Raw genomic sequence first — 13,228 nt, 5'->3', positions numbered from 1 at the left:
TATTGACAATCCCCGAATCCGGGCGTCATCCTGCCGCCATGACAAACCAGATCACAGAGCTCGCGGCGCTCGACCGCGACCACCACATGCATCCCTGGACGCATTTCGAGCAGGCCGAGCGCGATGGTCCGCTCGTGATGACACGAGGGCAGGGCACGCACCTTTGGGACGAATCCGGCCGCCAATACCTCGATGCCGTCGGCGGCATGTGGTGCACGCAGATCGGCCTCGGCAACGAGGAGATGGCCGAGACCCTCGCCGAACAGGCGCGGACGCTGGCCTATACCTCGACCTTCGTCGACATGGGCAACGCGCCCTCCGCCCGGCTCGCCGCCAAGATCGCCGAGATCGCACCGAAGGGCATGACGCGCACGCTCTTCACCACCGGTGGCTCGACCGCCGTCGACAGCGCCTACCGCATGGCGCAATTCGTGCAGCATCACCGGGGCTTCCCGGGCCGCACGCATATCCTGTCGCGCCATTCGAGCTACCACGGCTCGACCTTCGCCTCCGCCTCCATCGGGATGCGCGACGGCGACCGGATCGAGGAATTTTCCTATCTCACCCGGACGATCCACCATCTGTCGGCGCCGAACCCCTATCGCCGGCCAGAGGGCGTCAGCGAGGAGGGCTTCTGCGACTGGCTGATCCAGGAGCTGGAGGACAAGATCGCCGAGGTGGGCGCCGAGAACATCGCCGCCTTCTTCGCCGAGCCGGTCCAGGCCTCCGGCGGCGTCATCATTCCGCCCAAGGGCTATTTCCGTCGCATGGCCGAGACCTGCCGCAAGCATGGCATCCTCGTCGTCGCCGACGAGGTGGTCACCGCCTTCGGCCGCCTCGGCGAATGGTTCGCCTCGGAGACGATCTTCGGTGTGGTGCCGGACATGATCACCTCGGCCAAGGGCCTCACCTCCGGCTATCAACCCCTTGGCGCGCTTATCTTTTCCGAAGAGCTCTGGCAGGAGATGTCGGGCGACCGCTGGTTCACCCACGGCTTCACCTATTCCGGCCATCCGATCGCCTGCGCCGCGGCGCTGAAGAGCATCGAGATCATCGAGCGCGACGGCCTTCTGGAGCACGCCCGCCATGTCGGCGCGATCTTCCAGAAGGGCCTGAAATCGCTCGAGGATCACCCGCTCGTCGGCCAGGCGCGCGGCGAGGTGCTGATCGGCTGCATCGAGAACGTGGCGGACAAGGAGACGAAGGCGCTCCATCCCGACGAGCTGAACATCGGCAAGCGCGTCTCCGACGCCGCCGAGGCGATGGGGCTGCTCGTCCGGCCGATGGGGCACTTGAATGTCATGTCGCCGCCGCTCATCATCTCCGAAGCGGAGGTGGCGGAGATCATCGAGAAGCTCCGCAAGGCACTCGACCAGGTGGCCGACGGCCTCATCCGCGAAGGAGAGAAGGTAGCCTGAATGGCGCTGCAGGATGCGAAAGCCAAGGTCGATGAGGCCTTTACGGCGCGATCTTCACGCGGGTTGGTTGGGGAGAACGCCTTCGGCGGCGCCACCTCCTTCCTCCGCCGGCGCTATTCAAAGGACCTGGGCGGCGCCGATCTCGCCATCACCGGCGTGCCCTTTGACCAGGCGGTGACCAACCGCCCGGGCACGCGGCTGGGGCCCCGCGCCATCCGCGAAGCCTCGACGCTGCAGCCCTACGACCCGCCCTTCGGCTGGGACGGGTTCGATCCACTGTCGGAGTTCGACATCATCGACTACGGCGATCTCGCCTTCGACTACGCCATGGTGTCCGAATTCCCCCAGGCGCTTACGGCGCATATGGAAGGGATCCTGACCCATGTCTCGGGCGCCGTGACGCTCGGCGGCGATCACTACATCACCTTCCCGATCCTCAAGGCCTATGCGGCCAAATATGGGCCGCTCGGCGTGATCCAGTTCGACGCGCATTCCGACCTCTGGCCGGATGACGATTTCGCGCGGATCGACCATGGGACGATGATGTACAAGGCCGTGAAGTCCGGCCTCGTCGACCCCGCCCGCTCCGTGCAGATCGGCATCCGGACGGAGACGGAGGATTACTGCGGCGTCAACGTCATCTCGGCCCGCGAGGTGCATGAGGCCGGCATCGCTGCGACTGTCGCCAAGGCGAAAGGCATTGTGGGGCAGGGGGCTACGTACCTTTCCTTCGATATCGACGCATTGGACCCGGCCTTCGCACCCGGCACCGGCACGCCGGTCTGGGGCGGGCTCGCCTCCTGGCAGGCGGCGGCGATCCTGCGCGACCTCGCGGGGGCGAACATCGTCGGCGGCGACATCGTCGAGGTCTCGCCGCCCTTCGACGCGGGCGGCGCCACGGCCGTCGCCGGCGCCCATGTGGCGATGGAGATCCTGTGCCTGATGCTCTGGACCCGCCGCGCGTGAGCTGGCTCGCCATAGTCCTCATCGCGCTCGCGGTCGTCATCGTCGCGGCCGGGCTCTACGTCCGCCTCGCGCCGACCGACCCGGACGAGTGGCACATCGCCCCGCCCGCCGCGCCGCCCGGCGATTACCCGGCGGAGGGCGCCTTCATTGCCGTCCGCACCCTCTCCGAGCCCGGGGCTGAGGCGCTCTCGCGCCTCGATGCCATCGCGCTCGATACGCCCCGCACCCACCGGCTCGCCGGCAGCCCGGCGGAGGGGCGGATCACTTGGATCACGCGCTCCGCGCTCTGGGGCTTCCCCGATTTCACGACCGCGGATGTGGCGGAGGGGCGGCTCACGATCCACGCCCGCCTGCGCTTCGGCCGCGGCGACATGGGCGTCAACCGCAAGCGGGTCGAGGCCTGGCTGGCCGCGCTTGAAGCGGGGGCAGGGGGCGCGTAATCGGGGGGGACCCGAGGAAGGCCCCCGATGATCCCTGAAGACAAGCTCGCCCAGATCCGCCAGCGTTTCGAATATCTCGAGGCCCGCATGGCCTCGGGCGCAGATGGCAGCGAGATGGTCAAGCTCGCCCAGGAATATGCCGAGCTAAAGCCGGTGCATGAGACGGCGGAGGCCTGGCGGGCGCTGCAGGACGAGCGCGCAGGGGCCGAAGCGATGCTCGCCGACCCCGAGATGCGCGCCCTCGCCGAGGAGGAGCTCCCCCAGATCCGCGCCCGCATCGAGGCGGCCGAGGCGGCGCTGCAACTGGCGCTCATCCCCAAGGATGCCGCCGACGCGCGGCCCGCCGTCCTCGAGATCCGCCCGGGCACCGGCGGCGAGGAGGCGGCGCTTTTCGCCGCCGACCTCCTTCGCATGTATCAGCGCTATGCCGATGCCAACGGCTGGCGCTTCGACATCATCGAGGAGCAGGGGACGGAGATCGGCGGCCTCAAGGAGGTCATCGCCCGCATAGAGGGCGCCGGCGTCTTCGCGCGGCTGAAGTACGAAAGCGGCGTCCACCGCGTGCAGCGCGTGCCGGAGACGGAATCGGGCGGCCGCATCCACACCTCCGCCGCCACTGTGGCCGTCCTGCCGGAAGCGGAGGCGGTGGATATCGACATCGATCCGAATGACCTGCGCATCGACACGATGCGCTCGTCCGGCGCCGGGGGCCAGCACGTCAACACCACCGATTCCGCGGTGCGCATCACGCACCTGCCGTCCGGGATCGTCGTGACCTCCTCGCAGAAGTCGCAGCACCGCAACCGCGAGCTGGCGATGGAGGTGCTGCGCTCGCGGCTCTACGACATGGAGCGGCGCCGCGCCGCCGATGCCCGGTCGGCCGATCGCCGCGCCCAGGTGGGGAGTGGCGACCGCTCCGAGCGCATCCGCACCTACAACTTCCCCCAAGGCCGCCTGACCGACCACCGCATCAACCTCACGCTCTACAAGCTCGATGCCGTCATGAACGGCGACCTCGACGAGGTGATCGACGCGCTGACCGCCGACGCCCAGGCGGCGCTTCTGGCGGAGATGGAGGCGTGAGGGCGGCCGACCTCCTCGGCCCGGCGATCCGCCGGCTGACGGAGGCGGGCGTGGCGGAGCCGGCGGGCGATGCGCGCCGGCTCCTCGCCCATGCGCTGGGGCTGGCGCCCGGGCGGCTGACGCTGGCCCTGCCGGAGCCGGTGAGCCCCGATTCCGCCGCCGCCTATGACGCCTGCATCACCCGCCGCGCCGCCCGCGAGCCGGTGAGCCATATCACCGGCGAGCGGCTCTTCTACGGCCGGCGCTTCGCCGTCTCCGCCGATGTGCTCGACCCGCGGCCGGAGACCGAGATGCTGATCGAGGCGGCACTGGCCCAGCCTTTCGAGACGCTCCTCGACCTCGGCACAGGAACGGGCTGCATCCTTCTGACCTTGCTGGCAGAAATGCCCGGGGCCCGGGGCCTCGGCATCGACATCTCGCCCGCCGCGCTCGCGAATGCGGCCGCCAATGCCGCAGAGCTCAACCTCTCCATCAAGGCGGAATTCGCCGCCGGCGACTGGTTCGACGGGCTCACCCGGCAGTTCGACCTCATCACCGCCAACCCGCCCTATCTGGCGGCGGCCGAGATGGCGGGGCTCGCGCCCGAGGTCCGCGAGTTCGAGCCGCATCTTGCGCTCACCGATTTCGGCGACGGATTGGGCGCGTATCGCGCCATCACCGCCGGCGCACCGGAGCATCTGATGCCTGGCGGCCGTCTCTTGATGGAGATCGGGCCGGGGCAGGGGCACGAGGTCATGAGCCTCGCCTATGCGGCCGGCTTCCCCCATGTCTCGATCATCCGCGATCTCGACGGGCGCGACCGCGTCGTCATGGCGGAAATCGGCTGAAAGCGGTTGCAAAGCCCTCTTTTGCTGCCATATCGAGGCCAGGAGCGGTTTGGGCTTGCCCTTTGGCGCCGCCCATGCTTACTCAAGGTGCCCGGTGAGGTGAGGCAACTCCCCGCCGGCAGTCGCCAGACAATCGCGATGCCCGAAAGGAGCGCCAATCAAAGCGCCGCGGGCCGCGAAACTGCAATCAGGCCGGAACTCCATAATCTTATGAGATCTTCGAAATCGCGCTCGCGCAACAAGAACCGCAACAACCGGCCTTCGGGCGGCAATATCGTCAACCGTGTCTTCGATTCCAGCGGGCCGGACGGCAAGGTGCGAGGCACCCCGCAGCAGATCATCGACAAATACACCCAGCTTCACCGTGACGCCCAGCTTGCCGGCGACCGGGTGGATGCCGAGAATTACGCCCAGCATGCCGAGCATTACCTGCGCATGCTCGCAGAGGCGCAGCGCGAGATGGAAAAATCCCGCGAAAAGCAAGAGAAAGAGCAGCGCGACCGTCAGGCTGAGCGCGACCGCGAGCGCTCCGAACGGCTCCGCGCCCAGGAAGACGCCTCCAACGGCGAGGGTGGCGACGATAACGGCAATGACGAGGGCGATCAGCCCTCCAGCGATTCCGGGCTCGTCGAGACGCCCGAGGAATCGGCCCAGGCCGCGCCCAAGCGCCCGCGCCGCCGCCGCACGCCCAAGGCCGAGCAGCAGGGCGACAGCGACACCCCGGCCGCCGCGGAGTAACTTCCGGTGGCCAATCCCGCTCCCGCCTTCACCAGCGCCGAATATGCGGCGCGGCTTGCCGATGTGCAGGCGCGGATGGCGGGGCAGGGGCTGGATGTCCTTCTCGTCTCCGACCCCTCCAACATGGCCTGGCTGACCGGCTATGACGGCTGGTCCTTCTATGTCCATCAGGGGGTTGTCGTGCCCGCCTCGGGCGATCCGCTCTGGTGGGGGCGCGGCATGGATCGCGCCGGCGCGAAGCGCACCATCTGGATGGCCGACGATCTGATCCTCTCGTATGAGGACAGCTACGTCCAGAACCCCGAAAAGCACCCGATGGAAGACCTCGCCGCGCAGCTCGCGGCCCGAGGGCTCGCGGGCGGGCGCTTCGGCGTCGAGATGGACAATTACTACTTCTCCGCAAAGGCTTGCGAGGCGCTCTTCACCTCCATGCAGGCCGAACGCGTCGATGCCACCGGGCTCGTCAACTGGGCGCGGGCGGTGAAATCGCCCGCCGAGATCGCCTTCATGCGCAAGGCCGCCGGCATCGTCACGCGGATGCACGAGGTCATCGCCGAGCTGGCCGAGCCGGGCCTGCCGAAGAACGCGCTGGTGGCCGAGATCACCAAGGCCGGTATCCTCGGCACCGAGGGCGCCTGGGGCGATTACCCGGCCATCGTGCCGATGACGCCTTCGGGGCTAGACGCCACGGCGCCGCATCTCACCTGGGATGACCAGCCGCTAAGGGCTGGAGAATCCACGTTTTTCGAGATCGCCGGCGTCTATCGCCGCTATCATGCGCCGCAGTCGCGCACGCTCTTCCTCGGCGAGCCGCCGAAGCGCTACCGCGAGGCCGAGGCCGCCGTGGCCGACGCCACCGAGGCGGCGCTGGCCGAGGCGGGGCCGGGGGCTCTTTGCGGCGATGTCGCGCGGGCGTTCAACGCCACGCTGAAGCGCCACGGCTTCACCAAGGACAGCCGCTGCGGCTATTCCATCGGCCTCAGCTATCCGCCGGACTGGGGCGAGCATACGATGAGCTTCCGCGAGAGCGACACGACCGAGCTTCGGCCCGGCATGTGCTTTCACTTCATGCCGGCGCTCTGGCTCGACGACGGCGGCATCGAGACGACGGAGCCGATCCTCATCAGCGATACGGGCGCCGAACGGCTCGCAGCGACACCGCCGGGGCTCGTCGTCAAGGGATAGGGCGGCGTTCGGCAGGCCCTCGCTCCCCGCACCCATATTTCGCATAATATGTATTATGTCAAATAAACGGATGCCCCCGGAGAGCTCCAAGCCTTTTGCTGCTGTTTTTCTTTGACAGAAATCGACCAGGTGGTCAGTTTCCGCGGCATGAGTTCACTCCTCGACCATCTGGAAGCCATCACCAACGCCCCGCGCGTCGAAGAGCTCTGGGCGCTGCATATCGACGAGATGGCGCGGCGCGGCTTCACCCGCGTCCTTTACGGCTACACGCGCTATCTCTCGAGCCAGTCCTTCGGCGATCCGCAGGACTGGGTGATGCTCACCAACCACGCGCCGGAATACATGGCGCGCTTCCTCGAGGACGACCTCTTCCGCCAGGCACCGATGACCCGCTGGGCGCTGGAGAATTCCGGCGCCTGCTCCTGGAGCTGGCTGCAGGAGATGAACGCGACGCAGGGCCTGACGGCGGCCGAGCTGAAGGTCATGGAGTTCAACCGCAAGATGGGCGTGACCGCCGGCTACACGCTGTCGTTCAAGTCGGTCTCGGAGCGCACCAAGGGCGCGATGGCGCTGACGGCAGCGCCCGGTGTCAGCCAGGCCGAGGTCGATGCCATCTGGGCCCGCGAGGGCGCCGACCTGATGGTCATGAACAACGTCTTTCACCTCAAGCTCCTCACCCTGCCCTGGTCCGGCAACCGCAGCCTGACCAAGCGGCAGATCGAGGTGCTGCAATGGGTCGGCGACGGCAAGACCACGCAGGACATCGCGGTGATCCTCGGGCTCACGGCCGCGACGGTGGAAAAGCACCTGCGGCTGGCGCGCGAGGCGCTCGATGTCGAGACCACCGCGCAGGCCGTGCTGAAGGCGGCGTTCTACAACCAGATGTTCGTGCTCGAGGACGTCCCGCAATCTTCGGCAATCTGACGCCCCGTCAAACGACGCAGCCTTTCAAAAACGGGTCAGGAATCCCTTACTGCCTTGCGCGGGCGCGCTTTGCCATAAGTTAACCGTTCCGTGAGTGGTGGCCTAAGGCCAGGAACAGCGGGCCGGTGTGCCGACGATTATCGGATCCTCCGGTCCGCACTCCCCACCGGGTCTCCCGGTCGGTCTCTGGCCGCTATTGGCCGGCGCAGAGGCTCCTGGTGCGTTCTCCTCGTCCCCTGGATGCGCGCCCGGCGGCGTCGCCCCCCGAGGCGGCGTCGCCACTCCTCCTCCCGGGAGTGCTGCCGGTGCCTCCCGACCGACAGCAAACGGGCCGCCCCTTTCGGTGGCGGCCCGTTCATTTTATCCATAGGTGGGAAGGGCTTAGCCGCGGGCGGCGGCGACCTCGGCGGCAAAGTCGCTCTCTTCCTTCTCGATGCCTTCGCCGACCTCGAAGCGGATGAAGCCGGTGATCGTGGCGCCGGCCTGCTTCGCGGCTTCCTCGACCGTCAGGTCGGGGTTGATGACGAAGGCCTGGCCGAGCAGCGTCGATTCCGCGATGAACTTCTTCATCCGCCCGACGATCATCTTCTCGATGACAGCCTCGGGCTTGCCGCTCTCGCGGGCGATGTCCATCTGGACCTGCTTTTCCTTCTCGACGATAGCCGGGTCGAGGTCGCTTTCACCCAGCGCGGCCGGGTTGGCGGCGGCGATATGCATCGCGACCTGCTTGCCGAAGGTCTCGTCACCCGAGAGCGCGACGAGCACGCCGATCTTGCCCATGCCGTCAGCGGCGGCATTGTGGATGTAGGGAACGACGGTCTCGCCCTCGATCTTGCCCATCCGGCGCAGCGTCATGTTCTCGCCGATCTTGGCGATGGCGCCCGTCAGCACGTCGGAGACCGGCTTGCCGTCGACCTCGGCCGCGGCCAGCTCGTCGACGCTGTCGACGGTCAGCGCCGCATTGGCGATGCTCGCGACCATGCCCTGGAATTCGGCATTCTTGGCCACGAAGTCGGTCTCGGAGTTCACCTCGACGGCGACGCCCTTGCCGCCCTCGATCGCCACGGCGACGAGGCCCTCGGCAGCCGTGCGGCCGGATTTCTTGGCGGCCTTGGCAAGGCCCTTGGTGCGCAGCCAGTCGACGGCGGCTTCCATGTCGCCGTCGGTTTCGGTCAGCGCCTTCTTGGCGTCCATCATGCCGGCGCCGGTGGAATCGCGCAGCTCTTTCACCATGCTCGCGGTGATCGCCATCTCATCTCTCCTTTCGGGATGTCTTGTCCCCGCGCCGATCCTACGGCGCGGGGTAAATGCCTTGTGACAGCGGCGACAGCGGGGGCGGATCAGCCCCCTGCCCTGTCAGCCGACCCGTCAGCTCGCGGCTTCTTCTTCGGCCGGCGCCTGCTCGAGACCTTCCTCGGCCAGCGCGGCTTCCATCTCGCCGAGATCGACGCCGGCGGCGCCGAGCTGGGCGGACATGCCGTCGAGCGCCGCACGGGCGGCGAGGTCGCAGTAGAGCGCGATGGCGCGGGCGGCGTCATCGTTGCCCGGGATGATGTAATCCACACCGGCCGGCGAGCAGTTGGTGTCGACGACGGCGACGACCGGGATGCCGAGCTTGCGGGCTTCGGCGATGGCCAGGTCTTCCTTGTTGACGTCGATCACGAACAGCAGGTCCGGCACGCCGCCCATCTCGCGGATGCCGCCGAGCGAGGCCTGAAGCTTGGCCTGCTCGCGCTCCATGCCGAGCCGCTCCTTCTTGGTCAGCCCGTCGAAGCCGTTCTCGGCGGCCTCGTCGATGGCCTTCAGGCGCGAGATCGACTGCGAGACGGTCTGCCAGTTGGTCAGCGTGCCGCCGAGCCAACGGTGGTTCATGTAGAACTGCGCCGATTTCTCGGCCGCCTCGGCGATGGCCGCGGAGGCCTGGCGCTTGGTGCCGACGAAGAGGATGCGGCCGCCCTTGGCGACGGTCTCGCGGATCACATGCAGCGCCTGGTCGAGAAGCGGCACGGTCTGCGTCAGGTCGAGAATATGGATGCCGTTGCGGGCGCCGTAGATGTACTCGCCCATCCGCGGGTTCCAGCGCGCCGTCTGGTGGCCGAAGTGAACGCCGGCCTCGAGAAGCTGGCGCATGGAGAATTCAGGAAGGCCCATGCCTTTGATTCCTTTCCGGTTTCATGCCTAGGGCGGAGGGTAAGGATCGCTCCAACCGGTGGACCTTTTCGGGATGTCTCCCCGAGAGGCCCGCCTCCGCCTGAGTTTTTTCAGTGGCGCGCCTTTAGCAGCGGGTCCGCCCCGGCGCAAGGGCAGACAGGATCTGGGCACGAGGGAGGGCATTGACAAGCCCCCCTGCCCCCGGGCCATTGGGCCCCATGCGCAGCCCTGACACGCCCCCCGACATTCTCTGCATCGGCGCCGTCCTTTGGGACATCATCGGCCGCTCCGCCAGCCACATGAAGGTCGGCAGCGACGTGCCGGGCCGGATCACCCGCCTGCCGGGCGGGGTGGCGATGAACATCGCGATGACGCTGGCCCATTTCGGGCTCAGGCCCGCCGTGCTCACCGCCATCGGCCGCGACCCGGCCGGCGACGAGCTGGCCGAGCGGGCGGAGGAGCTGGGGGTGGCGACGGGCTACGCCTACCGCTCCCCCGATCTGCCGACCGATATCTACATGGCCTGCGAGGGTGCCAACGGCCTCGTCGCCGCCATCGCCGATGCCCATTCGCTGGAGGCCGCGGGCGAGAAGATCCTCGCCCCCCTCTCCGACGGGCGGCTCGGCACCGAGGCGGCACCCTGGGCCGGCCCCGTGGCGCTCGACGGCAACCTGACCGAGAGCCTCCTCTCCCGCATCGCCGCCTCGCCGCTCTTCGCCAGCGCCGACCTCCGCGTTGCGCCCGCCTCGCCCGGCAAGGCGGGGCGGCTGATGGCGCTCGTCGGCCATCCCTCCGCCTGCCTCTATGTGAACCTCGAGGAGGCGGGCATCCTCTGCCAGAGCGCCTTCGACAGCGCCGCCGAGGCCGCCGAGGCGCTCGTCCGCCGCGGCGTCGCCCGCGCCCTCGTCACCCATGGCGGGGCGGAGGCGGCGGAGGCCTCGGCCGGCGGGCTCCTCCGCCTCGCGCCGCCGGCGGTGCTGGTGACCCGCGTCACCGGCGCCGGCGACACCTTCATGGCCGCCCACATCGCCTCCGAACGCGCCGGCATGGCGCCGGAGGCCGCCTTCGCCCGCGCCCTGCGCGCCGCCGCAACCTATGTCTCCGGAGAAACCCCGCATTGATCCCGCTCCAGCATTCCCCCGAGGTCGCCGAGGCGCTCGCCGCAGGCGCCCCCGTGGTCGCCCTTGAATCGACGATCATCACCCACGGGATGCCCTATCCCCAGAATATCGAGACCGCCCGCGCGGTCGAGGCGGAGGTCCGCTCAGCCGGCGCCGTCCCCGCCACGATGGCCGTCCTCGGCGGCACGCTCCATGCCGGCCTCACCTCTGACCAGCTCACCGAGCTCGCCGAGGCGACGCATGTCGCCAAGCTCTCGCGTGCCGATCTCGCGGTGCATCTGACCCGCGGCGGCACAGGTGCCACCACCGTCGCCGCCACGATGATCGCCGCCCGGCTCGCCGGGATCGAGGTCTTCGCCACCGGGGGCATCGGCGGCGTTCACCGGGGGGCCGAACTCAGCTTCGACATCTCCGCCGACCTTCAGGAGCTCGCGCAGACCGCCGTCACGGTCGTCGCTGCCGGCCCCAAGGCGATCCTCGATCTGCCGAAGACGCTGGAGGTGCTCGAAACCCTCGGCGTCCCCGTCATCGCCTATGGGCAGGACGAGCTGCCGGCCTTCTGGTCGCGCGGCTCGGGCCTCGCCGCCCCGCTCCGGATGGACAGCGCCGCCGAGATCGCGAGCGCCCACCGGTTGCGCGGCATGATCGGCCTGCCGGGCGGCCAGCTCATCGCCAATCCGATCCCGGTGGAGGACGAGATCCCGGCGGCGGACCTCCTGCCCGTGATCCAGCAGGCCCTCGGCGAGGCGGAGGATCAGGGAATCGCCGCCAAGGCGGTGACGCCCTTCCTGCTGCAACGCATCTTCGAGCTGACCGAGGGCGCCTCGCTCACCGCGAATATCGCGCTGGTGAAGAACAATGCCCGCCTCGCTGCCGCGATCGCGGGCGAACTGGCGCAGTCACGGTGAATTTTCGGCCCGGGCCCCGGGCTTCATTGCGATAGCGCGGGCCGCCCCCTAGATTGGGGCGGCACCCGCATGAGGCTCATGGATGTCCGAGCTGCCCCCGAAATCCCGCTCCGGCATCTTCAACCGGCTGAGGAACAATTTCCTCGCCGGCGTGGTGGTCATTGCGCCCATCGGCCTGACGGTCTGGCTGATCTGGACGGTCATCGGCTGGTTCGACGGCTGGGTGCTGCCCTTCGTGCCCGACGCCTGGACGCCGGAATCGCTGGTCAACCGCGCCTTCGGCAACGTCAACGCCACCGGCCAGGCCGACCCGACGCTGCCCGACTTCATCCATGTGAACATCCACGGCGTCGGCGTCGTCCTCTTCCTGATCTTCACCGTGCTCGTCGGCTGGGTCGCCAAGGGCCTGATCGGGCGGAGCTTTCTCGGCTGGGGCGAGAGCCTCGTCGACCGGATGCCGGTCGTCCGCTCGATCTACAACGGCGTCAAGCAGATCGCCGAGACGGTCTTCGCGCAGACCGAGACGAGCTTCGACGAGGCGGTGCTGGTGGAATATCCACGGCGCGGGCTCTGGGCCATCGCCTTCATCTCCACCCCCGCCAAGGGCGAGATCCGCCAGCATTTCGGCGAGGAGGAGGATATCGTCACCGTCTTCCTGCCGACGACGCCGAACCCGACCTCGGGCTTCCTCCTCTTCGTGCCGCGCGGCGACGTGGTCGTGCTCGACATGAGCGTGGAGGATGCCGCCAAGCTGGTCATCTCCGCCGGGCTCGTCTATCCGGCCGATCGCGAGCCCGAGGGGCGGGCCGCGATCCCGCTGCCCGTGAGGGGCCGCGCCTCCTGACGGGAGCCAGATGTTCGGACCTGCGCTCACCGGCTTCGCCACCGGCTTCTCGCTGATCCTCGCTATCGGGGCGCAGAATGCCTTCGTGCTCCGGCAGGGGCTCCTGCGGGCGCATGTGCTGCCGCTGGTGCTGTTCTGCGCGCTCTCTGATGCCATCCTGATCGCCGCCGGGGTGGCCGGCTTCGGCGCCGCCACGACCGCCCTGCCCTGGCTGCCCGCCGCCATGGCGCTGGCCGGTGCCGGCTTCCTGATCGTTTACGGGGGCCTTCGGATGCGCGCCGCGATCAAGGGGACGGGCGGGCTGACGGCGGCGGGCGGCGGCGGCTCGCTCGGCCGCGTCATCGCCATCGCCGCCGCCTTCACCTGGGCGAACCCGCATGTCTATCTCGACACGCTGGGGCTCGTCGGCGCGGTGTCGCTGCAGTTCGACGGGGCGGAGCGGCTGGCCTATGGAATAGGAGCCACGCTCGCCTCCTTCGTCTTTTTCTTCTCGCTGGGCTTCGGCGCGCGGCTCCTGGCACCCTTGATGCAGAGCCGCCGCGCCTGGGCGATCTTCGATGCGCTCGTCGCGCTCGTCATGTGGGCAATCGCCGTGAAGCTCCTCAGCGACTTCTGGCTCTGAC

Annotated in this window: 14 protein-coding genes; 12 read left to right on the top strand and 2 right to left on the bottom strand. The window is 68.6% G+C overall.

The window, feature by feature from the left end; genetic code table 11:
* Positions 1-38: 38 nt before the first annotated feature.
* From ACAZ03_RS07905 to ACAZ03_RS07870, 8 genes are all read left to right on the top strand, one after another.
* Entirely contained in the window at positions 39-1,418 is a 1,380-nt protein-coding gene (locus ACAZ03_RS07905; RefSeq protein ID WP_373356899.1) for an aminotransferase, read from the top strand.
* A complete protein-coding gene (gene speB / locus ACAZ03_RS07900) occupies positions 1,419-2,384 on the top strand; it encodes an agmatinase (protein WP_373356898.1) in 966 nt (321 codons plus the stop codon).
* Positions 2,354-2,824 carry a DUF1499 domain-containing protein gene (locus ACAZ03_RS07895; RefSeq protein WP_373356897.1) on the top strand — a complete coding sequence of 157 codons (471 nt, stop codon included), beginning with the start codon at positions 2,354-2,356 and terminating at the stop codon, positions 2,822-2,824. Before speB ends, ACAZ03_RS07895 begins: the two co-directional genes overlap by 31 nt.
* 27 nt (positions 2,825-2,851) lie before the next feature.
* On the top strand, positions 2,852-3,907 hold the full coding sequence (prfA, locus tag ACAZ03_RS07890) for a peptide chain release factor 1 (protein WP_373356896.1): 1,056 nt from the start codon (positions 2,852-2,854) through the stop codon (positions 3,905-3,907).
* Entirely contained in the window at positions 3,904-4,734 is an 831-nt protein-coding gene (gene prmC, locus ACAZ03_RS07885; RefSeq protein WP_373356895.1) for a peptide chain release factor N(5)-glutamine methyltransferase, read from the top strand. Before prfA ends, prmC begins: the two co-directional genes overlap by 4 nt.
* Positions 4,735-4,944: 210 nt before the next feature.
* Positions 4,945-5,472, top strand: a complete 528-nt coding sequence (locus ACAZ03_RS07880; RefSeq protein ID WP_373356894.1) for a DUF4167 domain-containing protein — start codon at positions 4,945-4,947, stop codon at positions 5,470-5,472.
* Between the two features lie 6 nt (positions 5,473-5,478).
* Positions 5,479-6,657 carry a M24 family metallopeptidase gene (locus tag ACAZ03_RS07875; protein WP_373356893.1) on the top strand — a complete coding sequence of 393 codons (1,179 nt, stop codon included), beginning with the start codon at positions 5,479-5,481 and terminating at the stop codon, positions 6,655-6,657.
* A 147-nt stretch (positions 6,658-6,804) separates the two neighbouring features.
* The gene (locus ACAZ03_RS07870; RefSeq protein ID WP_373356892.1) at positions 6,805-7,581 is read left to right on the top strand and encodes a LuxR family transcriptional regulator; all 777 of its coding nucleotides are present in this window, start codon (positions 6,805-6,807) and stop codon (positions 7,579-7,581) included.
* Positions 7,582-7,962: 381 nt separating this feature from the next.
* Here the strand turns inward: ACAZ03_RS07870 and tsf are convergent, their stop codons facing one another.
* The gene (gene tsf / locus ACAZ03_RS07865) at positions 7,963-8,832 is read right to left on the bottom strand and encodes a translation elongation factor Ts (protein ID WP_373356891.1); all 870 of its coding nucleotides are present in this window, start codon (positions 8,830-8,832) and stop codon (positions 7,963-7,965) included.
* A 117-nt stretch (positions 8,833-8,949) separates the two neighbouring features.
* A complete protein-coding gene (gene rpsB, locus ACAZ03_RS07860; protein WP_373356890.1) occupies positions 8,950-9,732 on the bottom strand; it encodes a 30S ribosomal protein S2 in 783 nt (260 codons plus the stop codon).
* A gap of 218 nt (positions 9,733-9,950) precedes the next feature.
* Here rpsB and ACAZ03_RS07855 point away from each other — a divergent pair, with 218 nt between their 5' ends.
* From ACAZ03_RS07855 to ACAZ03_RS07840, 4 genes are all read left to right on the top strand, one after another.
* Positions 9,951-10,853: a PfkB family carbohydrate kinase gene (locus ACAZ03_RS07855; RefSeq protein WP_373356888.1), complete on the top strand. Its 903-nt coding sequence runs from the start codon at positions 9,951-9,953 to the stop codon at positions 10,851-10,853.
* Positions 10,850-11,761 (top strand): pseudouridine-5'-phosphate glycosidase, encoded by a 912-nt coding sequence (locus ACAZ03_RS07850; protein WP_373356887.1) that lies wholly within the window; start codon positions 10,850-10,852, stop codon positions 11,759-11,761. The genes ACAZ03_RS07855 and ACAZ03_RS07850 overlap by 4 nt, the downstream gene beginning before the upstream one ends.
* An 82-nt stretch (positions 11,762-11,843) precedes the next feature.
* On the top strand, positions 11,844-12,605 hold the full coding sequence (locus ACAZ03_RS07845) for a DUF502 domain-containing protein (protein ID WP_373356886.1): 762 nt from the start codon (positions 11,844-11,846) through the stop codon (positions 12,603-12,605).
* A gap of 10 nt (positions 12,606-12,615) precedes the next feature.
* Positions 12,616-13,227, top strand: coding sequence for a LysE/ArgO family amino acid transporter (locus ACAZ03_RS07840; protein ID WP_373356885.1), 612 nt, complete (start codon positions 12,616-12,618; stop codon positions 13,225-13,227).
* Position 13,228: the final 1 nt, after the last annotated feature.

It is taken from the genome of Pseudoroseicyclus sp. CXY001, from assembly GCF_041714655.1.
Classification (GTDB): Bacteria; Pseudomonadota; Alphaproteobacteria; order Rhodobacterales; family Rhodobacteraceae; genus Pseudoroseicyclus_A.
Note: the sequence above shows the minus strand (reverse complement) of the source record. Positions and strands in the feature narration are given on the sequence as shown.